Annotated in this window: 25 protein-coding genes; 18 read left to right on the forward strand and 7 right to left on the reverse strand. The window is 32.1% G+C overall.

Features of this window, described 5'->3' with window-relative positions:
* Positions 1 to 4 precede the first annotated feature (4 nt).
* Together ACRD7B_RS03400 and hemW are read right to left on the reverse strand one after the other, a co-directional pair.
* Positions 5 to 856, reverse strand: coding sequence for a cation diffusion facilitator family transporter (locus ACRD7B_RS03400; protein WP_430823062.1), 852 nt, complete (start codon positions 854 to 856; stop codon positions 5 to 7).
* On the reverse strand, positions 856 to 1986 hold the full coding sequence (hemW, locus tag ACRD7B_RS03405; RefSeq protein WP_430823063.1) for a radical SAM family heme chaperone HemW: 1131 nt from the start codon (positions 1984 to 1986) through the stop codon (positions 856 to 858). Before hemW ends, ACRD7B_RS03400 begins: the two co-directional genes overlap by 1 nt.
* A gap of 106 nt (positions 1987 to 2092) precedes the next feature.
* Between hemW and ACRD7B_RS03410 the strand changes: the two genes are divergently transcribed.
* On the forward strand, positions 2093 to 2509 hold the full coding sequence (locus ACRD7B_RS03410; protein WP_430823064.1) for a VanZ family protein: 417 nt from the start codon (positions 2093 to 2095) through the stop codon (positions 2507 to 2509).
* Here the strand turns inward: ACRD7B_RS03410 and ACRD7B_RS03415 are convergent.
* Both ACRD7B_RS03415 and rpiB read right to left on the reverse strand, forming a co-directional pair.
* Positions 2504 to 2947, reverse strand: a complete 444-nt coding sequence (locus ACRD7B_RS03415; protein WP_430823065.1) for an RrF2 family transcriptional regulator — start codon at positions 2945 to 2947, stop codon at positions 2504 to 2506. The two genes, ACRD7B_RS03410 and ACRD7B_RS03415, sit on opposite strands and share 6 nt — an antisense overlap.
* 208 nt (positions 2948 to 3155) lie before the next feature.
* Positions 3156 to 3593: a ribose 5-phosphate isomerase B gene (rpiB, locus tag ACRD7B_RS03420; protein ID WP_430823066.1), complete on the reverse strand. Its 438-nt coding sequence runs from the start codon at positions 3591 to 3593 to the stop codon at positions 3156 to 3158.
* Between the two features lie 459 nt (positions 3594 to 4052).
* Here rpiB and nadA point away from each other — a divergent pair, with 459 nt between their 5' ends.
* The 13 genes from nadA to uvrC all read left to right on the forward strand — a co-directional run bounded on the left by nadA (position 4053) and on the right by uvrC (position 18611).
* Positions 4053 to 5048, forward strand: a complete 996-nt coding sequence (gene nadA / locus ACRD7B_RS03425; RefSeq protein ID WP_430823067.1) for a quinolinate synthase NadA — start codon at positions 4053 to 4055, stop codon at positions 5046 to 5048.
* A 23-nt stretch (positions 5049 to 5071) separates the two neighbouring features.
* Positions 5072 to 5461: a response regulator gene (locus tag ACRD7B_RS03430; protein ID WP_430823068.1), complete on the forward strand. Its 390-nt coding sequence runs from the start codon at positions 5072 to 5074 to the stop codon at positions 5459 to 5461.
* Between the two features lie 9 nt (positions 5462 to 5470).
* Positions 5471 to 6484 (forward strand): Holliday junction branch migration DNA helicase RuvB, encoded by a 1014-nt coding sequence (ruvB, locus tag ACRD7B_RS03435; RefSeq protein WP_430823069.1) that lies wholly within the window; start codon positions 5471 to 5473, stop codon positions 6482 to 6484.
* Positions 6485 to 6489: 5 nt separating this feature from the next.
* Positions 6490 to 7950 (forward strand): lipopolysaccharide biosynthesis protein, encoded by a 1461-nt coding sequence (locus tag ACRD7B_RS03440; protein WP_430823070.1) that lies wholly within the window; start codon positions 6490 to 6492, stop codon positions 7948 to 7950.
* Positions 7951 to 7963: 13 nt separating this feature from the next.
* On the forward strand, positions 7964 to 8401 hold the full coding sequence (dut, locus tag ACRD7B_RS03445) for a dUTP diphosphatase (RefSeq protein WP_430823071.1): 438 nt from the start codon (positions 7964 to 7966) through the stop codon (positions 8399 to 8401).
* Between the two features lie 138 nt (positions 8402 to 8539).
* The gene (locus tag ACRD7B_RS03450) at positions 8540 to 10282 is read left to right on the forward strand and encodes a tetratricopeptide repeat protein (protein ID WP_430823072.1); all 1743 of its coding nucleotides are present in this window, start codon (positions 8540 to 8542) and stop codon (positions 10280 to 10282) included.
* Positions 10279 to 11124 carry a lipoprotein insertase outer membrane protein LolB1 gene (lolB1, locus tag ACRD7B_RS03455; RefSeq protein ID WP_430823073.1) on the forward strand — a complete coding sequence of 282 codons (846 nt, stop codon included), beginning with the start codon at positions 10279 to 10281 and terminating at the stop codon, positions 11122 to 11124. The genes ACRD7B_RS03450 and lolB1 overlap by 4 nt, the downstream gene beginning before the upstream one ends.
* Entirely contained in the window at positions 11114 to 12265 is a 1152-nt protein-coding gene (locus ACRD7B_RS03460) for a murein hydrolase activator EnvC family protein (RefSeq protein ID WP_430823074.1), read from the forward strand. The genes lolB1 and ACRD7B_RS03460 overlap by 11 nt, the downstream gene beginning before the upstream one ends.
* Before the next feature lie 123 nt (positions 12266 to 12388).
* Complete coding sequence (locus ACRD7B_RS03465; RefSeq protein WP_430823075.1) at positions 12389 to 12793, forward strand: ATP-binding protein; 405 nt, start codon at positions 12389 to 12391, stop codon at positions 12791 to 12793.
* A gap of 3 nt (positions 12794 to 12796) precedes the next feature.
* Positions 12797 to 13219: an rRNA maturation RNase YbeY gene (gene ybeY, locus ACRD7B_RS03470; RefSeq protein WP_430823076.1), complete on the forward strand. Its 423-nt coding sequence runs from the start codon at positions 12797 to 12799 to the stop codon at positions 13217 to 13219.
* A gap of 33 nt (positions 13220 to 13252) precedes the next feature.
* Positions 13253 to 15130, forward strand: a complete 1878-nt coding sequence (gene mnmG / locus ACRD7B_RS03475) for a tRNA uridine-5-carboxymethylaminomethyl(34) synthesis enzyme MnmG (RefSeq protein WP_430823077.1) — start codon at positions 13253 to 13255, stop codon at positions 15128 to 15130.
* Between the two features lie 30 nt (positions 15131 to 15160).
* Positions 15161 to 16804 carry an adenine deaminase gene (ade, locus tag ACRD7B_RS03480; protein WP_430823078.1) on the forward strand — a complete coding sequence of 548 codons (1644 nt, stop codon included), beginning with the start codon at positions 15161 to 15163 and terminating at the stop codon, positions 16802 to 16804.
* Positions 16791 to 18611 carry an excinuclease ABC subunit UvrC gene (uvrC, locus tag ACRD7B_RS03485; protein WP_430823079.1) on the forward strand — a complete coding sequence of 607 codons (1821 nt, stop codon included), beginning with the start codon at positions 16791 to 16793 and terminating at the stop codon, positions 18609 to 18611. The genes ade and uvrC overlap by 14 nt, the downstream gene beginning before the upstream one ends.
* A gap of 45 nt (positions 18612 to 18656) precedes the next feature.
* On the opposite strand, the gene lplA is transcribed toward uvrC, so the two are convergent.
* Together lplA and ACRD7B_RS03495 are read right to left on the reverse strand one after the other, a co-directional pair.
* Positions 18657 to 19631 (reverse strand): lipoate--protein ligase, encoded by a 975-nt coding sequence (lplA, locus tag ACRD7B_RS03490; protein ID WP_430823080.1) that lies wholly within the window; start codon positions 19629 to 19631, stop codon positions 18657 to 18659.
* A 9-nt stretch (positions 19632 to 19640) separates the two neighbouring features.
* On the reverse strand, positions 19641 to 21275 hold the full coding sequence (locus tag ACRD7B_RS03495) for an endonuclease (RefSeq protein ID WP_430823081.1): 1635 nt from the start codon (positions 21273 to 21275) through the stop codon (positions 19641 to 19643).
* Between the two features lie 92 nt (positions 21276 to 21367).
* Between ACRD7B_RS03495 and dtd the strand changes: the two genes are divergently transcribed.
* From dtd to deoC, 3 genes are read left to right on the forward strand one after another with little or no spacing between them, the layout of a single operon-like run.
* On the forward strand, positions 21368 to 21820 hold the full coding sequence (dtd, locus tag ACRD7B_RS03500; protein ID WP_430823082.1) for a D-aminoacyl-tRNA deacylase: 453 nt from the start codon (positions 21368 to 21370) through the stop codon (positions 21818 to 21820).
* Positions 21821 to 22150: a nucleotide pyrophosphohydrolase gene (locus ACRD7B_RS03505; protein ID WP_430823083.1), complete on the forward strand. Its 330-nt coding sequence runs from the start codon at positions 21821 to 21823 to the stop codon at positions 22148 to 22150.
* A 3-nt stretch (positions 22151 to 22153) separates the two neighbouring features.
* Positions 22154 to 23044 carry a deoxyribose-phosphate aldolase gene (deoC, locus tag ACRD7B_RS03510; protein ID WP_430823084.1) on the forward strand — a complete coding sequence of 297 codons (891 nt, stop codon included), beginning with the start codon at positions 22154 to 22156 and terminating at the stop codon, positions 23042 to 23044.
* Between the two features lie 56 nt (positions 23045 to 23100).
* Here the strand turns inward: deoC and ACRD7B_RS03515 are convergent, their stop codons facing one another.
* The gene (locus ACRD7B_RS03515; protein ID WP_430823085.1) at positions 23101 to 24075 is read right to left on the reverse strand and encodes a polyprenyl synthetase family protein; all 975 of its coding nucleotides are present in this window, start codon (positions 24073 to 24075) and stop codon (positions 23101 to 23103) included.
* Positions 24076 to 24270: 195 nt separating this feature from the next.
* Here ACRD7B_RS03515 and ACRD7B_RS03520 point away from each other — a divergent pair, with 195 nt between their 5' ends.
* The gene (locus tag ACRD7B_RS03520; protein ID WP_430823086.1) at positions 24271 to 24573 is read left to right on the forward strand and encodes an ArsR/SmtB family transcription factor; all 303 of its coding nucleotides are present in this window, start codon (positions 24271 to 24273) and stop codon (positions 24571 to 24573) included.
* The last annotated feature ends 12 nt before the right edge of the window (positions 24574 to 24585 follow it).

Raw genomic sequence — 24585 nt, forward strand, 5'->3', positions numbered from 1 at the left:
ATTTTTATATGGCATCAATATGAACCGTTGCCTCAATATTGCATCGCTCCTTAATAATGTTTTCATACTTGGTAGCAATAATATGGCCTTTATCCAAACTAAAACTTCCGGGTAAATTAATATGAAATGTTAGTTCGGTATGATTACCGTATTGATGCACTAAAAAATGATGGGGCTGAATATCTTCGTCACTTACTTCCGCAGAAAATCCAATTATTTCTTCCTTTAAATCCTCATCAATAGCCTCGCCTAATAATATACTAATGTTCTCTTTTAGTATAGAATAAGTTGTATAAAACAGCAATAAAGAAACAATAATACCTAAGACACCATCTATCCACCAAAAATAATTACCAATAAATATTCCTATCAATATAATAACAGACGAAATAGCATCGGAGCGATGATGCCATCCATCAGCAACCATTGATTTTGAGTTCGTTTTCTTACCAATAAATATAGAATACTGAGCCATAATTTCTTTCACAATAGCAGAAATAACTGTAACAACTATAGCCAAAGTACCAAACTGAACCTCTTCGTGAGCACGAAGTTTAACAATGGACTCAACTAAGAAGTTAAAACCAATTACAGCTAACAAAATACCTACTACTAAAGAAGATACTAATTCTGCGCGGCCATGTCCATAAGGGTGATTATTATCTGCAGGTTTAGCTGATAATTTTAAACCAATTAAAACAGCTACGGATGAGATACTGTCGCTTAATGTATGCCAGGCATCAGCTATTATAGCGATTGAACCACTAACGATGCCAGCCCATAGTTTTATAGCAAATAAAGCAACATTAAGAATTATTGATACATAAGTTGCTAGTATACCAGTTTTGTTACTCATTATTCATCAATATAGAAGAAATCTGATATTATACGATCGGTGATAAACCGTTTCGATTTTGGAACCCGATAATACACATCATCTTTTTCAATGTTTCCTAGTTTAATTTGTTGAACTAATTCTTGTTCAAAAAAGCTTTTAATATCGTTATTAACACGCTTAATAAAATCCGAATTAAATCCTTTTAAAGTACGTAAACCAAGCATTATCCGTTCATTGTATATATCTGTGTCGGATAAAAGCTCTTCGTCCCAATACTTTTGTTTACCTTTTAGCTGTTCGTTATACTTTGATAAATGGCTAATATTCCACTTTCGCTTTTTCCCATCAAATGAATGAGCTGATGGGCCTAATCCTAAATACTTTTTACCCGTCCAATAATTACTATTGTGTTGAGATATTAGCTTACCATAGGCAAAATTTGATATCTCGTAATTACTGAATCCAGCTTCTTCAAGTTTACTAACCAAGTATTCAAACTGTTGTTCACTATCTTCTTCATTAATTTCCGTCAGTTTGCCTTTTTTAAGTAAATCGTAGTAAGGTGTTCCTTTTTCAATGGTTAAATGATAAGCAGAAATATGCTCAACTTTTAAGTCTAAGGCCATTTTTACATTTTTTTTCCACTCATCAAATGTCATGTATGGCAAGCCATAAATCAGATCTATACTAATATTATTGATACCTGATTTTTTAGCGATTTCAACTGCATTAATGGCTTGTTTGGCATTATGGCGTCGATTCATTTTACGCAAATGCGCATCAAAAAAACTTTGAATACCCATGCTAAGGCGATTAACACCTAGTTCAATCAAACCTTGAATATATGCTTCAGATACATCATCGGGATTGACTTCCATTGTAATCTCATCCAGTTCCGATAAATTTACGAAATCAGATAAACAATTAAATATACTTTGCAGTTCTTGTAAGGAAAGAACAGACGGAGTTCCTCCACCAAAATACAATGTGGATATTTGATTATCTTTAAAAAATGAAGCATTTAAGATAATTTCATCACAAATTGCTTCTAAAAAATCGCTTTTTAAAGTCTGATCTGTAGTTTTGTAAAAATCGCAATATGAACAACGCGAATAACAAAATGGAATATGTATGTAAATGCCCGCCATTACTGGAATTGTTTCACGTGAAACACTGTGTAGTAATGCTTTATTAACAGGTTTATCAACATTTTTTCAACAGTATTATATAGTTTATCAACAGTAAAAACCAAAAATGGCAAGAATAATTAGATATCATAAAACCCTATGCATTTTATTAGCTGTTACTATTTTAAGTTTAATGGATACCAGTAGAATTGAACCCGGTAATATAGTTACTATACCACATTTCGATAAAATTGTTCATTTCATAATGTATTTCACCCTCGCTTTTACACTAATGTTTGAATATTATCTACATCACAAGTATAAAATAACTAAAGGAATACAAGTACTTATCTTGCCTCTTATTTGGGGTGCAATAATGGAATTAGCTCAGCTATTATTAACAGATTATCGTGGAGCTGAATGGAAAGACATGCTTGCAAATACAGTCGGTATTATTTTAGCTTACTTCACTGTAAAACAGCTTAAAGACAATAGAATACTTGTTACATTAATACTGTTTCCATTTTTCAAAAAACCACTATAATTTTATGTAGTGACTCTTATCTTCCATATTGGTCATAATTTTTGAAATTGACTCTGTTTTGAAAAATTCAGTCATTTGTTTTCGTATAGAGCTATACTGATCATGCACCGGACAAGCATGTCCTTCTTGATTATTTGTTTTACAACTATGTAATCCAATCAAACAATTTGTAAATACATCTTCACCATCAATAATAGAAACAATATCATACAAAGTAATATCCTCTGGTTTTTTTCCAATACTAAAACCACCATGTGGACCTTTAGTACTTTTTAAAAGCTTCTGTTTTGCTAAGCTTTGTAGTATTTTACCCAAAAAAGGTGTTGGAATATCCAACTCTTTTGAAATGTGCTTTATGCCTATTCTCTTTCCTTCTTCTTCATTTACAGCTAGATAAATAACAGCTCTAATAGCGTACTTACAAGTATTTGATAACATCTTTCTATTGTTTGAAGGCTAAAATAAATAAAATCATTATAAAACCTTTAAGTCTTTTTATTCTTTCTTTATATAAGACTAAGTTTTTAACAACTCTTTAATACATCTAATAACCAAAAAAGCTACTAAAATACAATTTCAGCAGCTTTCCTTATACAATCCGTATTCCACATTTTTTAAAATAAGCAGATCTATAAAATAAATCCAATTACACAGGAATTTTATCAATTCGAGCTTGATGACGACCACCCTCAAATAAAGTAGTTACGAACTTTTCAACAATCTTAATAGCCTCTTCATTACTTACGTATCTACCAGGTATTGTGCAGATATTCGCGTTGTTATGAAGGCGTGCCATTTCACTAATTTCAACTGACCAACATAAAGCCGCTCTAATGCCTTGATGTTTATTAACAGACATATTAATACCATTTCCACTACCGCAAACAGCTATACCTATTTCATAGTCACCGTCTTCCACAGCAGAAGCCATCGGATGAGCGTAATCTGCATAATCTGTACTCTCTTCTGAGTGTGTTCCAAAATCCTTAACTTGAAAGTTATTTTTAATAAGGTATTCCTTTACTAATTCTTTTACTGGAAAACCAGCATGATCAGCAGCTAAAGCAATTGATTTAAAAATCATTTGTTGTGTTTTTTTTGCAAAGATAACAATGCATTTTATTGAAAATACAAATTGTGAATAAAGCTCTTAAAAATTGTTTAAAACTTGTGTACAACGCCTCATTACTTTTTATAATTTATGATTGATATTTTAAACTATTTTTACAATACAATGGAAGCTTCCAATAATACATGTTGATAGACGGTTTTTTTAAGGTCAATTTTTGAACAGTTTTAAACGTCATTTTAAACACAAAGAATAGAAGAAATTATTAAATTTGGCCATTATTAACCAATTGTTAATATAATTCAAAAGTGAATTACTTTCAATTGATTAAGCTTTATAAATACTGTTAATAAGTAGTTGATAGAGTATATTTATTCTTTAATAACTTTGGATCAAAGTATTTTTCAATAAAAATACTAACCTTGCTAACAGGATATTATCATTACTATATTTATTTATTATTTCTATCTCTATATGAATATAAAGAGTAGTTGGTTAAAAAGTGGATTTGTAGATGAGGCGATTCCAACTAGTGTAAATCTAAAAGAAGAGATAATTCGTTTGAAGAAGGAAAAGAACGCTATTATTATGGCGCATTTCTATCAGACTAACGAATTACAAGATATAGCCGATTTTGTTGGTGATAGTTTGGCATTAGCTCAAGAGGCTGCAAAAACCAAAGCTGATATTATTGTTTTAGCTGGGGTTCACTTCATGGGTGAAACGGCAAAAATTCTTTCGCCTGATAAACTAGTGTTAGTACCCGATTTAAATGCCGGATGTAGTTTGGCCGACAGTTGTCCGCCCGAAGCTTTTAAAAGCTTTGTTGATAATAATCCTGATCATACTGTTTTAACCTATGTAAATACAACGGCAAAAATTAAAGCTTTATCTGATATTGTTGTTACAAGTACCAATGCTAAAACAATAGTTGATAGTTTGCCAATGGATGAGAAAATCATATTTGGTCCTGATCGTAACCTTGGTAACTACTTAAACAGTGTAACTGGTAGAGATATGTTGTTATGGGATGGTGCTTGTCATGTACACGAAAAATTCTCGGTTGAAAAAATAATTGAGTTAAAAAAGGAATATCCTGAAGCAATAATATTAGCACATCCTGAGTGCAAACAGCCACTTTTGGTATTGGCGAATTATGTTGGTAGTACAGCTGCATTATTAAAGTATTCTACAAATAGTGATGCAAATGATTTCATTGTGGCTACCGAATCAGGTATTATTCATCAAATGAAAAAATCAAGCCCTAATAAGAATTTTATTCCTGCTCCACCTAATGATTCTACATGTGCATGTAATGATTGTGAGTACATGAAGTTAAATACCATGGAAAAGTTATATAATTGTTTAAAATTTGAGTGGCCTAATATCGACGTAATAGAAGAGATTCGAAAAGATGCGGTAAAACCCATAAATCGAATGTTGGATATTTCTGCCAGTAAAGGTTTATAATTAAGGAATTAGCTAATTTGTAAATGGAAAAATTGGAGTATTCTCTTTCTATCTTGCTAGTTGAAGATAATGTTTTAAATCAGAAACTTATCTATTTAAATCTGTGTAAATATGGATTTAAGATAGACATTGCTAACAATGGTCAGGAAGCTTTAGATAAGTTAAAAATAGGTGTTTATGATCTAATTTTAATGGATTTAATGATGCCAGTAATGGATGGTCTTGAAACAACTGTTGCCATTCGAAATAATGAGCTTACTACAAAGGAACATATGCCTATAGTTGGTTTAACTGCAAATACATATGATGCTGATCGGGAAAAATGTTTAGCTCATGGTATGGATGAATACATGGCTAAACCATTTGATTTACAGGAGTTTTTCAATAATTTAAAAAAATTGCAGTTAATCTAAATAAGGTTTATGGATTTTGATATTCGGGGTAATGAGGGAGAAGAATTTGATGTTGAAAAACAATTAAGGCCTTTAAAATTTGATGATTTTAAAGGGCAGGATAAAGTAGTTGAAAACCTCGAAATATTTGTAAAAGCTGCAACCATGAGGGGTGATGCCCTTGATCATGTTTTACTACATGGTCCTCCTGGTTTGGGTAAAACCACCTTATCAAATATAATTGCTCATCAGCTAAATGTTGGGTTTAAATTAAGTAGTGGACCCGTTTTGGATAAACCTGGTGATTTAGCTGGTATTTTAACAAGTTTAGAGGAGAATGACGTACTATTTATAGATGAAATACATCGTTTAAGTCCAGTTGTTGAAGAGTATTTATATAGTGCAATGGAGGACTTTAAAATCGATATAGTCATTGATAAAGGCCCGGGTGCACGAAGTATTCAATTGGATCTTAATCCGTTTACACTCATTGGAGCCACTACACGTAGTGGATTATTAACCGCTCCGTTGCGAGCTCGTTTTGGTATTAATTGTCATCTCGAATATTATAATACTGATACAATTGCAGGTATAATTGAAAGATCTGCAGATATTCTCAAGGTAAGAATCCACGAAAATGCGTCTATTGAAATTGCCAGAAGAAGCCGTGGTACACCACGAATAGCAAATGCTTTACTACGTCGTGTTCGTGATTTCGCCCAAGTAAAAGGCAATGGTACCATCGATCTTGAAATTAGTAAGATTGCATTAAATGCCTTAAACATTGATCAACATGGCTTGGATATTATGGATCATAAGATCCTGATAACATTAATTGATAAATTTGGTGGAGGTCCTGTTGGTGTAAATACTATAGCAACAGCTGTAGGTGAAGATGCTGGTACTATTGAAGAAGTGTATGAACCCTTTTTGATTATGGAAGGATTTCTTAATCGTACTCCGAGAGGGCGAATGGCTACAGCATCGGCGTATGAACATCTTGGTAAAGAAAATACCTTAAATCAAGGTTCACTTTTTAGTTAAATTTTGTGAGTAAGTTAAAGAAGTTAGCCGGTGAAACGGTGATATACGGTGTAAGTACAATACTTGGACGTTTGTTAAATTGGCTTTTAATGCCTTTTTATATTCGCACACTCGATCCTGAACAATTCGGTGGAGTTGTAAATATTTATAGTTACATAGCTGTTCTACTAGTGCTTTTGACATTTGGTTTTGAAACTGGTTTTTTCCGATTCGCAACCAAAAACAATCATAAAAGTCTAATTAAATCATTAAGTTTTACGGTAGGTCTGTTTTCAATTGTATTAGTAATCTTCAACATACTATTTAGTAATCAAATTCATACAATTCTAGGGAATGAATTCTTATTAAAAGAATATTTCATTTATGCTGCTGTTTTGGTTGGTATTGATGCTGTTTGCAGTTTACCTTTTGCTGAACTCCGATTTTTAGATCGAACACTCAAGTATGCTGGATTACGCTTCTTTCAAGTGATACTGACTATTCTTTTTAATGTCTTTTACCTGGTATTATGCCCTTATTTATTAGATAATGGATATGAGTGGGTCAATTATATTTATAACCCTTTAAATAGGCTTAAATACGTTTTTGTTTCAAATTTGATTAGTTCTGGTTTAATAATGTTGGTGTTGTTACCTTCTATATTTCGGAAAACTGCCAATTTTGATTTTTCTTTGGTTAAATCAACTGCTAAGTATTCGTATCCTATTATGATTGTAGGCCTTTTTGGAATGTTGATTCTTAATGTCGATAAAATACTAATGCCGCATTTATTGAATAAAGGAGCAATGGAGGCATTGGCTATTTATGGTGCTAATTTTAAGATTGGTGTATTGATGGCTTTATTCATTCAATCCTATCGTTTGGCTTTTGAACCATTCTTTTTTAAAGAAGGAAAAAATAATGCATCAAAGGAGCTTTACGCGGTAATTTTAAAATACTTTGTAATATTTGGCATACTCATCTATGTCGGTGTTTTGCTGTTAATCGATGTAGTTAATTTATTATTACTACCTGATTATATTGAAGGTAATATTATAATTCCATATATCTTACTAGGACAACTGTTTTTTGGTATTTATTACTCTTTATCGCTCTGGTATAAATTAACAGATCGTACTCATTATGGTGCTTATATTAGCGGATTTGGTGCATTTTTGGTATTAATTTTAAATCTTATATTGGTACCTAAATTTGGTTATCTGGGAGCTGCTATTTCTTCTTTTATTTGTTTTTTAGGTATGATGGTTGTTTCTTATTTATACGGTCAAAAATTTTACCCCATTAATTATCCTCTAAAAACTATATTAGCTTACATATTGTCAGGTATTTTACTTGTAAAAATTGTTAATTTACTTCTGATTGATAACGATTTATTTTATTTAGCTATTAAAGGGTTTATATTTGTAAGTTATGTCTTCATAATTTTTAAGATAGAACATAAAGCTTTTAACAAGGTTATTTCCTAAACACAAAATTTTTATGACACAGGTAAAAATTGTAAATAAAGGTAAACACCAATTACCAGCCTATAGTACTGTTCATTCCTCGGGTATGGATTTACGTGCTAATATTGATGAATCAATTATTATAAAACCATTGGAACGCGTATTAGTACCTACTGGTTTATATATGCAATTACCTGAAGGTCACGAAGCACAAATTCGCCCAAGAAGTGGTTTAGCTGCAAAATTTGGTATTACTGTTTTAAATACGCCTGGTACCATAGATGCTGATTATCGTGGAGAGATTAAGGTGATATTGGTTAATTTATCTTCCGACGATTTTGAAATTAAAGATGGAGAGCGTGTTTGTCAGATGATTATTTCTAAATATTCTAAGGTTGAATTAGAATTGGTTGAGTCTTTAGAAGAAAGTGATCGTGGAGCTGGTGGATTTGGGCATACTGGAACACATTAAAATTATATTCAAATAGTGAAGTTAATTATAATCTCATGAAACAAGCCATAAGAATCCCGATAATTATCGGAACTCACACCCGAGGATGGTTAACGTTTGGGAGTTCCATCTGACTTTAAGAAATAAAAATATAAACAGATGAAATATATATTAATAGCATCTTTAGTTGTAATTTCCTTTGCTTGTAAAACGAGTTCAAAGATTACAAAAAAGGATGTTAGTGTTGAACAAATTAAAAAGGTTCAATTAAGCGATACTGAGAAAAGAAAATTTGATTATTTCTTTTATGAAGCCAGTCGCGAAAAAATGAAAGGTAATATTGAGAAAACAGTCATGTATTTAAGTGAATGTTTAAAGATTGATCCTACTAGTAGTGCTTCAATGTACGAATTGGCTAACATTCTTGTTAATGGTAATGAAGTTGTTAAAGCTCAAGGTTTGCTTGAAAGAGCCATTTTAATTGAGCCAAATAATATTTGGTATAAATTGTTGTTAGCGCAATTGTATCAGCAAAATCAGTTAGGCGTAAAAGCTATACAACTGTATGAGGATATTGTTGAAACTAATCCTAATAACGAGGAGTATTTATATGGTTTAGCCCAAATATATGCTCAAAACGGTAAATTTGATAATGCCATTGACGCCTACGAGAAACTTGAGAAGTTAGTTGGTTTAAATGAGGTTATTATTGTTGAGAAAGAAAAAATATATCTTGAATTAGGTAAAAATAAAGATGCTTTAAATGAGTTAGAAAGATTAACTAAGAAGTATCCTGAAGAAGCTCGCTATTATGGCTACATAGCTGATTATTATCTCTACCTTAAAGATTATCAAAGTGCAAATTCCTTTTATTACAAAGTTCTTGATAAGGATCCTAACAATGGAATGGTCTATTTTAGCCTTGGTAATTTGGCCTTAACACAAAAGGATACAACTAGTTTTATTGATCATTATACCAAAGGTTTATATAATAAAAGTACGCCTTTTGAAGTTAAATTTCAGCGAATTATACCATTGTTGGTTGACGGAAATGAATTTAATGAATCAAACGCATTTATTGAGGACTTTTTATTGATTCTAACGGAGGTGCATCCCTTTGAGGCTAATTCATTTATTTATCTAGGTAATTATTATAAGGCAACCAATAAAAAGAAGAAAGCTATTAGTGCTTTCAAAGATGCCTTGTCTATTGAAGAAAGTAATGAATTAATATGGCAAGAGTACTGTCTTTTGCTTATAGATGATTCTCAGTTTGAAGAATTATACAGTACTACTACGAATTTGATTGTTAAGTTTGATACTAATGCTTTTTTCTACCTAATTGGTGGTTCTGCCGCTATGCAAATTGATAAGGATGAAGAAGCTTTAGCGATGCTGATGGAAGGAATCCAGTTTTCGGAGTCTAATCCTCCGCTTAAATCACAGTTTTTTGCAATTATTGGAGATGTCAACTTTGAATTAGGTAATAGTAAGGAAGCTTTTGAATCCTATGATAATTCTTTAAAATTAGATGAGTTCAATATTGTTGTTCTAAATAATTACAGTTATTACTTAACGCTTGAAAATCGTGATCTGGATAAGGCTGAACGCATGAGTAGTAAATGTATTGAGATGGAGCCTGGTAATTCGACTTACCTCGATACTTATGCTTGGGTTTTGTTCAAACGAGAACGCTATTTTGAGGCTAAATATATCATAGAAAGAGCTATCGATAATGGTGGAAGTGATAGTGATGTTATTGTTGAGCATTATGGTGATATACTTTTTAAAAATGGCGATATTGATGGTGCTTTGGTGCAATGGATTAAATCCTTAGAAATGGGAAATGAAAGTAAAACATTGCCTGAAAAAATTAAATCTAAAAATTATATTGAAGAGTGAATATTCGATTAATCTTTTTTCTTTTTGTCAGTTTAATTTTATTTGGTTGTAGTAGTACTACTAAATATTATAATAATAAGGGTGAGTTACGTAATATTTCTGATGCTCGTTTAATTAACAGTGTAGAAAATGAGTTTATTACCTGCGATAATTTGCTTTTAAAGCGCTTTAAAGCCGATTATATAATTGGGGATGATAATAAATCTTTCAAAGGTAATTTGTTATTAACTAGAGATAGTTCCATTATTGTGTCAATTACGCTTGTCAAGGAATGGTTTCGTATAAAATTATCACCTGATAAAGTCGAAATATTAGATCGTAGAAAGAGAGAATACATTGTGGGTGATTATAGTCTTTTATGGGATAAGTTTATGATAGAAATAGACTATAATATTGTGCAATCTATAATTTTAAATGAATTATATGCTTATCCTATTGTAGCTGATAATAAAGATGGAATTAAGAAATACAAACATTATTTGGGTGATGAAGTTTATTTATTGAAATCGTTGAAGAATAGACATGTTTCCAGGATGAATAAGCCAAATTATTCTGGACGCCCTATTATGCACGAATTTACTGTACTTCCTGAAATCTTTAAAGTTTCTCAAACCTATTTACACGATTTTGGTTCCGATACCAAATTGAATATTGAATATTCTAATTTTATTGAAACAGGTAAAGGTTTTTATGCAACAGAGTTATCTTTAAAGGGACAAAAATCAAAATCGGAGTTTTCTATTAATCTACAATTTAATGATGTAGAGTTTGATAGTGAATCAAACATCGGATTTAAAGTTTCATCTAAATATAAGGTGGTTAATTTATTAAATGATAATTAGATATTCCATATTGTTTATCATAGTCATGCTCAATCTTTTGAATGGGTACGGACAAAGTGTCTCTGATCTTGAGAAAGAAAAGAATGCCATTGAAAAAAGTTTAGCAAATTCTAATGCTCTACTTAAGAAGTATTCTAAAGAAAAAAGAAAATCTTTCGTAAGTATTCGTTTGTTAGACAAACAAATCAGTGATCGTCAACGATTAATTACAATTTTAAATGATGAAATTAATTGGTTGGATGAGGATATAGCGACATTAAAAATGGATATTGAGCATTCAAAAAGTGAATTGAATGAATTAAAAAAGCAATATGCAACGTTAATTGATAAATCCTATCGTAACCGTCAAAAATACAACGAGCTAACTTTTTTTCTTGGAGCTGGTTCCTTTAATGAGGCATATCGAAAGTTCATTATTTTAAAGGAATACAATAAGTTTCGTCGTAATCAAGGTATTCTTATTAAGCAGCAAACCGAAGAATTGGAACAAAAGCAGGTTTTATTGGAAACAAAATTGCTTGTGCAAACCAATGCTTTGAAAAAGGTTAACGATGAGAATGATCAATTATTACTTAGTAAAACTAACTTAAGTCGGTCAATAAATAAGTTACAGCAAAAAGAATCAAAAGTTAAAAAACGAATTAGAGCGAATAAAAAGGCCTTAAAAAAACTTGAGGATGAAATTGTTCGTTTAATTAAAGAAAGTGCAAAAGAACCGGTTATTTTTTCTGATTTTGATAAGTCTAAAGGCAAATTACCTAGTCCGTTAACCGATGGTATTATCATACGACGCTTTGGTGAACATCAGCATCCAGTTTTAAAGTATGTAAAAATACACAATAATGGTATTGATATTCAAACAACAAATTCGAATAGTTCTGCGTTATGTGTATTTGATGGTGTTGTTTCGCGTATAGTATCCATACCTGGTTATAACAGGGCTGTTTTAGTACGTCATGGCCACTTTCTTACAGTATATGCAAATTTAAGTAGTGTAAGTGTAAAAACAGGTGAAACAATAAAAATGGGTCAAACAATTGGTAAAGTATACAGAGGAGATGGAGAAAATTCTGGTGTTCTACATTTTGAATTATGGCAAGAAAGTAAAAAAATTAACCCTGAATTATGGCTTTCTAAGTAAATATGTCATATTTTTCTAAAAAAATGGAACACTTTTGTTTACTTTGAGTATAAACTATAAATGTGGCTAAAATTGCCACTAGTAAATGTGTCATATTTACATTGATATTAAAATTGATTATTAATGGAACTTATAGTGGATAAAATAGTTTTTAATTCTGAAACAAAAAACATCAATATAGTTGAAAAGTTAATTGATGATTTATCTAATCAATATGATTTACATAGTGATGTGTACGGTAAATTATTGTTAGGTGTTGTTGAAGGTGTTAACAATGCTATTGTACATGGTAATCGTCTTTCTAAAGATAAAAATGTTACTGTACAGTATTCCATTGATGATAAGCATATTGAATTTATCATAACAGATGAAGGAACTGGCTTCGATTATACGAATGTTCCGGATCCAACTAAACCTGAAAATTTAGAAAAGACACATGGACGAGGTATTTTTCTAATGCATCATTTGGCGGATGAAATTGAATTTGAGGAGGAAGGTAGTGTTGTTAAAATGATTTTCAATTTGTAATAAGTGATTAATTTTCAATCTGAATCAGATAGTTTACCAAGTGAAATTGATAATGGATTAATATCTTGGATTGAAAGAGTTATCTTATCTCACAATTGTAAATGTGGCGAATTAAACTATTTCTTTTGTTCAGATGAATACATTTTACAAACTAATCGTGATTTTCTTAATCATGATTATTATACAGATATTATAACTTTTGACAATTGTATTGGAAATATTATTACTGGTGATTTAGTCATTAGTTTAGATACTGTTAAGTCAAATTCTGTTTTGTTATCGATAGATTATACGAGCGAATTACATCGTGTAATTATTCATGGAATTCTACATTTAATTGGTTTTAAAGATGCATCGGATGATGATAAACGTGTAATGCGTCAACAAGAAGATGCCGCGTTGAAGTTATTGCCAACTTTTCTGTAATTTTACTGTTTATATTTTAGTAAATATTTTTAGATGGATTTTAAGTACGATGTAATTGTCGTAGGTGGTGGGCATGCTGGTTGTGAAGCTGCAGCTGCTGCGGCTAATATGGGTAGTAAGGTTATGTTAATAACCATGGATATGTCGCGTTTTGCACAAATGTCTTGCAACCCTGCAGTGGGTGGAATTGCGAAGGGACAGATTGTTCGTGAGATTGATGCCTTGGGTGGTTATATGGGAATTATAACTGATAAGAGTTCTATTCAATTTAGAATGTTAAATAGATCTAAGGGTCCTGCTATGTGGAGTCCAAGAGCACAATGTGATCGTATGGTATTTTCAGATGAATGGCGCTCACAATTGGAATCGATGCCTAATGTTTTTTTCTGGCAGGATACTGTTTCTGATTTTATTATTCAAGATAACATAATTAAGGGTGTTACAACAAAAAATAATGTCACGTTCAAGGCAGATGCTGTTATTTTAACAACTGGAACCTTCTTAAATGGCTTAATGCACATTGGATCAGTTAGTTCCGAGGGTGGCCGAGTATCTGAACCTAGCTCAAAAGGATTAAGTGAAACGCTATTTTCGCATGGTTTTACTGTAGGACGTATGAAAACGGGTACACCTGTAAGAATTGATGAAAGAAGCATCGATTTTTCGAAGTTACAAGAACAAAAGGGCGAGGAGACTAATCATCGTTTTAGTTACCTGCCTGGTTCTAATAAAATATTAAAACAACGAAGTTGTTACATTACTTATACCAATAAAAAAGTACATGCAAAACTTGAGGAAGGTTTACATGAATCTCCAATGTATAATGGTACCATACAAAGTATAGGTCCAAGGTATTGTCCTAGTATTGAAACTAAGATTGTAACTTTTTCTGATAAGGATAGACATCAATTATTTCTCGAACCTGAAGGACAATCAACCATTGAGTATTATCTAAATGGTTTTAGTAGTTCTTTATCTTTAAATTGTCAAGTTGAATCTTTAAAACTTGTGGAAGGTTTAGAAAATGTAAAAGTATTTAGACCAGGTTATGCGATTGAATATGATTTTTTCGATCCAACACAATTACGTCATACTCTAGAGACTAAGTATATTTCTAATTTATATTTTGCTGGTCAAATTAATGGTACAACTGGATATGAAGAGGCAGCTGCACAAGGAATTGTTGCTGGAATTAATGCGCATTGTAAAATTAATAATCGTGAAGAATTTATATTATCTAGAGATCAAGCTTACATTGGTGTATTAATTGATGATTTAGTGACTAAAGGAGTTGATGAGCCTTATCGAATGTTTACTTCAAGAGCTGAGTATCGAATTTTACTACGTCAGGATGATGCAGATTCACGTTTAACACCATTGAGTTATAAGATCGGTTTAGCTTCAAAATCTCGTTATGATTATTTACAGGAAAAGAATTCATTCAAAAATGAATTGATTAAATTCATTCGCTCTTATAGCGTAAAAATGGATAAGACCAATGACTGGCTAAAATCTAAAGGAACTACTGCATTAAAACAAGGAGTTAAGTTAATTGATATTCTTAATAGACCTCAGATTTCGATAATGGATATTTACGATTTCTTTAATGATTTTAAAACTAAATGTAATGAAATTCCCGAGGAAAGATTGTTAGAAGTACTCGAGTCTGTTGAAGTATCAGTGAAGTATGAAGGATATATTAATAGAGAACGGGTATTAGCTGATAAGTATAAACGTTTAGAAAATATTAAAATTAAAGATCGATTTGATTACCCAACCTTGCTTTCAATATCAACAGAAGGTCGTCAAAAGTTGGAGAAAATTAATCCAGAAACAATTGGGCAGGCTAGTAGAATATCTGGTGTTTCACCAAGTGATGTGAATGTGCTATTAGTTTTATTGGGGAGGTAATGTTTCACGTGGAACAAATTATATAAATTTATGACTATATCAGGGAATATTGTAGATGTTGTTAATAGAAGAATATTTGGTGGAATTATTCATTTGAAAGATGGCAGAATTCAATCTATTATAACTTCAACTGATAAATTTCAAAATTATATTCTGCCTGGTTTGATCGATTCGCATGTACATATCGAAAGTAGTATGTTGGTGCCATCCCGATTTGCCCATATGGTTGTTCCACGTGGAACGGTTGCTGTTGTTTCCGATCCTCATGAAATAGCTAATGTATTAGGTAGAGACGGTGTAGAATATATGATTAAGGATGGTGCGCGAGTACCATTAAAATGTTTTTTTGGAGTTCCTTCCTGTGTACCGGCAACCAGTTTTGAATCTGCTGGAGGTAAAATTGACAGTGCTGATATAGAATATTTATTCTCACGTGGAGCTAATTTTTTAGCAGAAATGATGAATTTTCCAGGTGTTATTTATGGAGATTCAGAAGTAAAAAAGAAATTAGATATTGCTAAAAAATACAATAAACGCATAGATGGACATGCACCTGGTTTAAGTGGAGATGATTTAATTAAATATGCTCAGGCTGGAATAAGTACAGATCATGAATGTTCTACCATAGAAGAAGCGATACAGAAGATTAAGTTGGGTATGCTTGTTCAAATACGAGAGGGGAGTGCGGCTCGAAATTTTGATGCTTTACATGAATTAATTCGAAGTCATCCTGATAAAGTAATGTTGTGTACCGACGATAGTCATCCGGATTTAATAAAAACTAAAGGGCATATTGATAGATTAATTCGTCTAGGTTTGAGCAAGGGTTATGATATTTTTGAATTATATCAAACTGCACTTATTAATCCAGTCTCACATTATGATTTGCCTGTTGGTATGTTACGTGTAGATGATCCTGCTGATTTTATTGTAGTTGATAATTTGCAAGATTTTAATGTAAAGCAAACATATATTAATGGTATAAAGGCAGCTGAAAATGGCACTGCTCTATTTGATTTAATGCCTGTTGATACCGTTAATAATTTTGATTGTAATAATATTTCAGCTTCAGATTTATCAATTATTGCTCCATATGATCATCCAGTTGTTCGTGTAATTGAATGTGAAGATGGAGAATTATTAACGAATGAATTTATTTGGCATCCAAATATTAAGAAGGGTAGTGAAGTAACATCAGATATCAATGCAGATATTCTAAAGATAGTTGTAATTAACAGGTATGAAAAAGCGCCAGTTTCAGTTGGCTTTATTAAAAACTTTGGTTTACAACAAGGAGCATTGGCTAGTTCTGTTGCTCACGATAGTCATAATATAGTCGCAGTTGGTTGTGATGATGAGTCGTTGGTTAATGTCGTTAATGGTATTATTGGATCGAAAGGAGGGATTGCTGCTTATAATGATGGACTGTCTATCCAAGTTGATTTGCCTGTTGCAGGCATCATGTCTGATCAAACAGGAGATGTGATCAGTGAGAAGTATACACAATTAAATGAATTTGTAACAGAACTTGGTGTAAATATGAATGCGCCTTTCATGACACTTGCCTTTATGTCTTTATTGGTAATTCCTAATTTAAAGATTGGAGACAAAGGATTATTTGATGTAAGCACCTTCCAATTTACTGATCTGTTTATGCCTAATGAAACAATCTAAACAAATACTAGAAGCATTATCTACACAGGTAAAAGCTTTACCTCATTTACCTGGCGTTTATCAATACTATAATAGTGAAGGTAAAATCATATACATTGGTAAGGCAAAAGATTTAAGAAAACGTGTTGCTTCTTATTTTAGTAAAACCCATGATGATGGTAAAACGAGGATACTGGTAAGAAATATTTTTGATATAAAACACATTATTGTGGATAGTGAAGAAGATGCTTTGCTATTAGAAAATAACTTAATAAAAAAATATCAACCCAGATATAATATCCTATTAAAGGACGATAAATCTTTTCCTTGGATTGTTGTCAAGAATGAGCGTTTTCCAAGGGTTTTTCAAACCCGAACTTTTGTAAGAGATGGAAGTTTCTATTTTGGCCCATATACTTCAATGGGAATGGTTCGAACTCTTCTGGATTTATTTAAGCAACTATATCCTTTACGTACATGTAAGCATAATTTAAGTGAAGCAAATGTTGCTAGGGGCAAGTATAAAGTTTGTCTTGAGTATCATATTGGTAATTGTAAAGCACCCTGTATTGATGAATATAGTGAAAGTATTTACAACGAACATATTGATGCGATAAAGGATATACTTCAAGGTAATATATCAAGCGTGATTAAATATATGAAGAATGTAATGTTTGATTATGCAAAGAATCTTGAATTTGAGAAAGCGGAAGATATAAAGAGACGAATTGGTTTATTGGATTCTTATCAAAGTAAGTCAACAGTCGTTAATCCAAAGATGAGTAATGTTGATGTGTTTTCTATTATTGAAGATGAAAAGGCAGGATACGTCAACTTTATTCGTGTTGTAAATGGTAGCATAATTCAATCGCACACAATGGAATTTATTAAACGATTGGATGAATCTAAAGAGGATATTTTATTAATGGCTATATCCGAAATGCAAATACGTTTAAAGCTTCTATCACGTGAAATATTGATTCCATTTAGGTTAAAATATAGTTTATCGAATTCCAGTTTTGTTGTTCCTAAGATTGGTGATAAGAGAAAGTTATTAGATTTATCGGAACGAAACGTTAAATATTACCGTCTGGATAAATTGAAGCAACAAAGTATAATGAAAAAGGAGCCGCGTGAAGATCGATTGATGAAATTAATTCAATCAGATCTGCGCCTAAAAAGTTTGCCTCGTCACATTGAATGTTTTGATAATTCAAATATACAAGGAACAAATCCTGTAGCAGCCTGTGTTGTTTTTCGAAATGCGAAACCTTATAAAAAGGACTATCGGCATTTTAATATTAAAACGGTAATTGGAGCTAATGATTATGCATCGATGGAAGAGGTCGTCTTTCGTAGATATAAACGTTTAAAGGAAGAGAATCAAGGTTTACCGCAGTTAATTATTATTGATGGAGGTAAAGGGCAACTCGGTGCTGCAGTGAATGCATTAAAGAAATTGGATTTAGAGAATGATATTGCGATAATAGGAATCGCAAAACGATTAGAAGAAATTTTTTATCCTGGAGATCCGGTTCCTTTATATCTTGATAAAAATACTGAGTCGTTAAAGGTAATTCAACATTTAAGAAATGAGGCGCACCGATTCGGAATTACTTTTCATAGACAAAAAAGATCCATCAACTTTATTAATTCTGAACTTGATAATATTCCAGGTATTGGGGAGAAGACAATCGAGGTAGTAATGACACATTTTAAGTCATTGAACAAAATAAAAGCAGCTACATTACAAAATTTGGAGTCAGTAGTGGGCAAGGATAAGGCTAAAAAAATCTATTCGTTTTTAAATTCAAATAAAGAAACATAACTATCAGTAAGTCAGTGTTATGAATAGATGAGTGTATTATTTAAATTATGGTCTAAAAAGTGTCAATAAGTCACTTTTTGAAATATTTGCATAAATCAATTCACTAAAAAAAATATTAAGTTTATTTACATCAAATTCAAGCCCAATTATCGATTTACTAATTTGATCTAATAATTCTTGATTTATACTATTTGTGTTTTTTAAATGACATTCCGTTATTACGCCCTTTGTAATTTTGGTTTCATTATAACAACGGGTACCATCTTCCAATTTAATCCGCTTCTTAAATAAATAGTCTGGACTATACCCAAAGTTCCAATTCCAGGTATTGTATTTTTCTTTTACCAGAGAATTTATCAATGTGTTAGCTTCTGCGCTTATATGAGATTCTTTTGAACCTGGGAAGTAATTGAGTAGATATTCAAATATGTAGTTAGAAAAGGATTTGAAATCTAAATTATTCGTGTAAGGTTGGATATTACAGACTTCGCTTCTAACAGATTTAACTGCCTTATCTTTAAATTGTAAGGGATTCGTTTTTAAAGCATTATTTAATACATCCAAATCAGAATCAAAAAGGAGCGTACCATGATGCATAACTCTGTTTTTAAAGACGTGAGATGCGTTTCCTGATATTTTTTTATGATTTATTTGAATGTCATGCCGTTTACCAAAATGGGCCTCTATACCAAGGTTTTTTAAAGCACTAATTATTGGTTTAGAATATTCGGCAAAGTTAACAAGTTGGGTTTTTTTACCACTTTTAATAAAACAGAAATTAAGATTATTTAAATCGTGATAAACAGTACCACCGCCAGAAAGGCGGCGGTGAACTGAAATCTTATTTTCACTGGTATAATCAATATTAATTTCTGCTAATGCATTCTGATGTTTTCCAACAATTATAGATGGTTGATTTACATATAGAAAGAATAAATCATCGGAAGTATGACGTAATAAATACTCTTCAGTGGCTAAATTGTATGCTGCATTTGTATTTTTACTTCTAATTCCTATCATTCGTTGTCTTTAATGTAGAATAACCTTTTGGGTTGAAAATTGTTTGATTTCGCTGGTAATTTTTAAATAATACAAGCCTTTTGGAAGGTGACTTAGTTGAATGGTTTTTTTATTAAAATTCGCGCTTATTTCGCTATAAACAACTTTACCACTGATATTGTATAAATGTAAGCTTAAACTATGAGCTTCAAAATCTCCTTCAACGTTTATTTCACCCTTACTAGGGTTAGGATATAGCTTAAAACTATGTATTATTTCTTCATTTATATCGGTTGATACAGGAACACCAGTGACTAATATATCATCTAACTGCCAGGTAGTTGTTTTACCAATGCCGTCACCGCCTGAGTATTTAAACGCTACGTGAAATGTACCAGAATAAGCACTTAAATCCAAGGCATCAATTAGTGTGAAATCATTAGAATATTCATTTGCAGGTGCAAAAGGCTGTGAGAAACTTAGTTCTGTTTTAGTACTATTCCACGGATTGTTTCCTGAATAGTTTGTAAGGATATATGCTTGAATTGTTGCCCCATTGTCGTAGCCTCCTTTAAGTTTAAAACTTAATTCACAGTTTTCGTAATCACTTACATCAATTTGTGATGTTACAAGCCAAGCATCATTATTGCTATCTCCACTTTGGTATGATTTTAATTCTGCATAATTATTTGAACCATAAAAGTTTTTACAATTCCAGGTAATGTTACCAGTCTCAGCACTATTCGTCCAGTTGCTTAAATTGATTGTATTGTCAACTGAGCAAGTTTCAAAATCTTCGAAGAAAATAGTCGTTGGGTTCGGGTCAGGATCCGGACCAGTTCCACCACTATTGCTTGGATCCCATATTTTTAGTACATATTCAGGATGGTTAATAAAAGGATTGGCGTTACCTTGAAATTTATAGATTTCTTTATTTCTAGCTATTTCTTTATCACTCACCGGATCTTGATTGTGCCATTTAATCAATAAATTTAATTGCCAATCTTTAAATACTTTATCTGAACTACCATCTAATATAGCGTCTGCTGTACCGTTGTTTTCCCAGTTTGCAATTACATTTTCGTAGCGCGTAGCAACATAAAAAAGACAACGAGCGATGTCACCTTTATATTCATCTATTGGTTCAAAAGATGTTCCTGAATATCCATTAAATGAACTATTTCCACGTTTACTACCATTAGTTGAAATCCATTCATAAGAAGTAACTTCACTAAATGGGAAACTTCCTCTCTGTCCATTTACTTTGCCATCAGAAGGAATAACATGGTGAGCATCATTTTTCATAGGAGATGCTTTACTAAACCAGCTTTGCGGAACTAGATGTTCACGATTATAGCACGTTCCTTCTGGACCAACATTGCCACATTGATCTGTACCGAATGTATATTCATATGCGGGTGTTCCGCCTGGAACATCGGAATACATATCCCAAACTTTACCGTTTGATTTTACATCTGATTCACGATAACACGTCCAAAGAGCTGTATATCCTTTGTCGGAATGATCTTTAATAATGTTGTAAAGTTCAGTTTTTAATGCATATCCGGTTTTTCCTTCTGCTGAACTGTAATAGTCGGTCGGTATTTGAGCAAAAATAGCACCGGAAATAAAAAGAAAAATGAATGGTAAAAGTCTAATTTTCATACTAATATATTAATATTATTAATTTATTACTTATTCTTATTATTATGATACAAATATAAGTATTATTTTACGGCCTTTATTAAGAAAAGGTTATGCGTGTAGTAATTCAACGAGTAAAACAAGCTTCGGTTAGTATAAACGGTATTCTTAAATCTTCTATATCAAATGGTTTGATGATTTTTGTAGGCATTGAAAATGAAGATGGTCCGGATGATATTAATTGGTTGGCCAATAAAATTTACGGCTTACGTATTTTTGATGATGTGCAGGGTGTTATGAATTGCTCGATAAGGGATGTTGAAGGTGAAATTCTGCTTATAAGTCAATTCACTTTACATGCTAAAACTAAAAAGGGAAACAGACCTTCCTATATTAAGGCGGCTCGACCTGAGCATGCTATTCCTATTTATGAGCAATTTATTGCTAAATTAGATGAATTAAATGGTAAACCATGTGGAACAGGTGAATTTGGTGCTAACATGCAGGTTAGTTTAATTAATGATGGCCCAGTAACCATTATAATTGATTCAAAACAAAAGGATTAAATGGAATTAAAGGAAGCGCAACTTAAGGTTGATGAATGGATCAAGACCTATGGTGTTAAATATTTTAGTGAGCTGACAAACATGGCTATACTTACCGAAGAGGTTGGTGAGTTGGCGCGCATTATAGCCCGTAAATATGGCGATCAATCTTTTAAAGACGATGAGAGTGAATTAAATCTTGGAGATGAAATGGCAGATGTACTTTGGGTGTTGCTTTGTTTGGCAAATCAAACGGGAGTAGATCTTAATAAAGCGTTAATAGCCAATATTGAAAAGAAAACAAATCGAGATAAAGAAAGACATAAAAACAATAAGAAATTATATAAGTAGATTATGAACAATTTCGCAGAAAATAACCCATGTCCTTTAAAAAAGGAAGAAATGGATAGTGCTATCAGCTCAGCAATTGAAAATTCTAAAAAAGAGTTGACCAATGTAGATGCATTGAAATTATTATTTAATTGTATTGATTTAACATCTTTAAATACAGAAGATTCTGCAGATGGTATTCGCGATTTTGTAGATAAGGTAAATGATCTGCATAAGCATTATGACATGGTTCCGCAGGTTGCGGCAATGTGCGTATATCCTGTTTTTGCTCCTGTTCTTAAAAGTGCTTTAAAGGCCAAAGGTGTTAACATTGCTGTTGTTTCAGCTGGTTTTCCTTCTTCACAAACGTTTACGGACGTGAAAAAAATTGAGACGGAACGCGCTGTTGATTTTGGTGCCAACGAAATTGATATCGTGATTTCTGTAGGTGAATTTCAAGAAGGAAACTATGAATTTGCTGGAGAAGAGATTCGTATGATTAAAGGCGTAATGAAAGATGCACATTTAAAAGTTATACTTGAATCAGGTACGCTTAAGGATATGGAAGAAATATGGTTAGCTAGCATTCTATCAATGGAAAGTGGAGCTGACTTTATTAAGACATCGACTGGGAAACAACAACCAGCTGCAACTTATGAAGCAGCTTATGTGATGTTGAATGCCATTAAAGCATTCCATAAGCGAACTGGTAAGAAAATTGGTTTCAAGCCAGCTGGTGGTATTGCAACACCTGAAGTAGCTGCTGTTTATTATCAATTGGTTAAGGATATTCTGGGAGAGGAATGGTTAAACAATGAGCTATTTAGAATTGGAGCTAGTCGATTAGCTAATAGTCTAATAAGTGAAATACAATTCTTAGAAAATGGGAAAAAGGAAGAAGTAAAATATTTTTAGTGTTTTGCAGATTCATGTAAATATTAACGGTTTTCAATTATTTGAAAACCGTTTTTTTATTTCTTTCGTTTCATGGTGTAGTCTACCATTTTTATCAATGCAGTCTTTGTTTCGCTTTCATCATAAATACTGATTGAATCAATCGCTTTTTGCGCGTAATTAAGCATCTGTTGATGAGCAAATTCTAAACCACCATTGGCTTTTACAAATTCAATTATTTCCTGAACTTTCTTTTCCTTTTTGTGATGACGCCTTATGAGCGTTAGAATGTGACGACGCGATTTTTTATCTACTTTGTTTAAGGCATAAATTAAAGGAAGGGTTAATTTCTTTTCTTTAATATCATTACCTGTTGGCTTACCAATTAATGCATTTTGCTCGTAATCAAACAAATCGTCTTTAATTTGAAAGGCTATACCCAGGTTTTCACCAAAGGATTGCATCGCATTAAGTCGCTCTTCAGATGCCTTAACAGACAAGGCTCCAGCTTTTGTACAGGCAGCAATAAGAGTTGCCGTTTTTTTGCGAATGATATCGTAATATACCTCTTCCGTTATATCAAGCTTTCGCGATTTTTCAATTTGAAGAAGTTCTCCTTCACTCATTTCGGTTACAGCATGCGAAACAACCTTCAGTACATCAATTTGGTCATTGTCTAATGCAGTACTTAAACCTTTCGACAGAAAAAAGTCACCAACTAAAACAGCAATTTTTGATTTCCAAAGGGCATTGATTGAGAAAAAACCTCTTCGTTGATAGGTTTCATCCACCACATCGTCGTGAATAAGTGTAGCCGTATGCAATAGTTCAATTAAGGTAGCTGCCACATAACTCGATTCAGTAATTGGCCCGTTGAGCTTAGCAGATAAAAATACAAGCATTGGTCGCATTTGCTTGCCTTTTCTACGTAGTATATAATTGGTTATTATGCTTAAAAGAGGAATTTTTGTTTTCAATTGATCCCTAAAATAGGGTTCGAATTTCTGCATTTCTTCTTTTATCGGGGCTTTAATAATTGATATATCCGACATTCAATTAATCTTGATCTATTACATAATAGGGCGGTAATTGCCCGTGTTTAGTTGCCAAATTTATAAATTTATCGCGATTTTAACTTATACATATTGATATAATCTAAATATTTAAATAGTTTTGTGCATCAATAAATGATATATAATAAGATAGTTATATATTTGCATTTATAAATCTATTGAAGAAGCTGAAGAATGAAGATTAAAGACTTAGATGCAGAATTACTTGAGAGAGCTGCCGGAATGTTAAAAGCTATCGCCCATCCAATGCGAATTGCTATTTTGAGCCATTTGGAAGATGGTAATATGTTAACAGTTACCGAAATACATAAGTTATTAGAGATTGAGCAATCGACTACTTCGCATCATTTAGGTATCTTAAAGGATAAGGGTGTATTGTCAAGTAAGCGTGAGGGAAAAAACACATTTTATTTCTTAAAGCACAATAGTTTACGCAACATTGTTGACTGTGTAAGCAAGTGTAGTATTGCAGGATAAGTAAATATAAAG

This window comes from Carboxylicivirga fragile, assembly GCF_050589805.1.
Taxonomy (GTDB): Bacteria; Bacteroidota; Bacteroidia; order Bacteroidales; family Marinilabiliaceae; genus Carboxylicivirga; species Carboxylicivirga fragile.

Coding starts and splice junctions, on each gene's coding strand:
- deoC (WP_430823084.1), top strand. CDS start 22,154: ATGAACAATTTCGCAGAAAATAACCCATGTCCTTTAAAAAAGGAAGAA.
- ACRD7B_RS03515 (WP_430823085.1), bottom strand. CDS start 24,075: ATGTCGGATATATCAATTATTAAAGCCCCGATAAAAGAAGAAATGCAG.
- hemW (WP_430823063.1), bottom strand. CDS start 1,986: ATGGCGGGCATTTACATACATATTCCATTTTGTTATTCGCGTTGTTCA.
- ACRD7B_RS03410 (WP_430823064.1), top strand. CDS start 2,093: ATGGCAAGAATAATTAGATATCATAAAACCCTATGCATTTTATTAGCT.
- ACRD7B_RS03430 (WP_430823068.1), top strand. CDS start 5,072: ATGGAAAAATTGGAGTATTCTCTTTCTATCTTGCTAGTTGAAGATAAT.
- ACRD7B_RS03450 (WP_430823072.1), top strand. CDS start 8,540: ATGAAATATATATTAATAGCATCTTTAGTTGTAATTTCCTTTGCTTGT.
- ade (WP_430823078.1), top strand. CDS start 15,161: ATGACTATATCAGGGAATATTGTAGATGTTGTTAATAGAAGAATATTT.
- ruvB (WP_430823069.1), top strand. CDS start 5,471: ATGGATTTTGATATTCGGGGTAATGAGGGAGAAGAATTTGATGTTGAA.
- dtd (WP_430823082.1), top strand. CDS start 21,368: ATGCGTGTAGTAATTCAACGAGTAAAACAAGCTTCGGTTAGTATAAAC.
- nadA (WP_430823067.1), top strand. CDS start 4,053: ATGAATATAAAGAGTAGTTGGTTAAAAAGTGGATTTGTAGATGAGGCG.
- ACRD7B_RS03505 (WP_430823083.1), top strand. CDS start 21,821: ATGGAATTAAAGGAAGCGCAACTTAAGGTTGATGAATGGATCAAGACC.
- ACRD7B_RS03465 (WP_430823075.1), top strand. CDS start 12,389: ATGGAACTTATAGTGGATAAAATAGTTTTTAATTCTGAAACAAAAAAC.
- dut (WP_430823071.1), top strand. CDS start 7,964: ATGACACAGGTAAAAATTGTAAATAAAGGTAAACACCAATTACCAGCC.
- lplA (WP_430823080.1), bottom strand. CDS start 19,631: ATGATAGGAATTAGAAGTAAAAATACAAATGCAGCATACAATTTAGCC.
- ACRD7B_RS03415 (WP_430823065.1), bottom strand. CDS start 2,947: ATGTTATCAAATACTTGTAAGTACGCTATTAGAGCTGTTATTTATCTA.
- rpiB (WP_430823066.1), bottom strand. CDS start 3,593: ATGATTTTTAAATCAATTGCTTTAGCTGCTGATCATGCTGGTTTTCCA.
- ACRD7B_RS03400 (WP_430823062.1), bottom strand. CDS start 856: ATGAGTAACAAAACTGGTATACTAGCAACTTATGTATCAATAATTCTT.
- ACRD7B_RS03520 (WP_430823086.1), top strand. CDS start 24,271: ATGAAGATTAAAGACTTAGATGCAGAATTACTTGAGAGAGCTGCCGGA.
- ACRD7B_RS03495 (WP_430823081.1), bottom strand. CDS start 21,275: ATGAAAATTAGACTTTTACCATTCATTTTTCTTTTTATTTCCGGTGCT.
- uvrC (WP_430823079.1), top strand. CDS start 16,791: ATGAAACAATCTAAACAAATACTAGAAGCATTATCTACACAGGTAAAA.
- mnmG (WP_430823077.1), top strand. CDS start 13,253: ATGGATTTTAAGTACGATGTAATTGTCGTAGGTGGTGGGCATGCTGGT.
- ACRD7B_RS03460 (WP_430823074.1), top strand. CDS start 11,114: ATGATAATTAGATATTCCATATTGTTTATCATAGTCATGCTCAATCTT.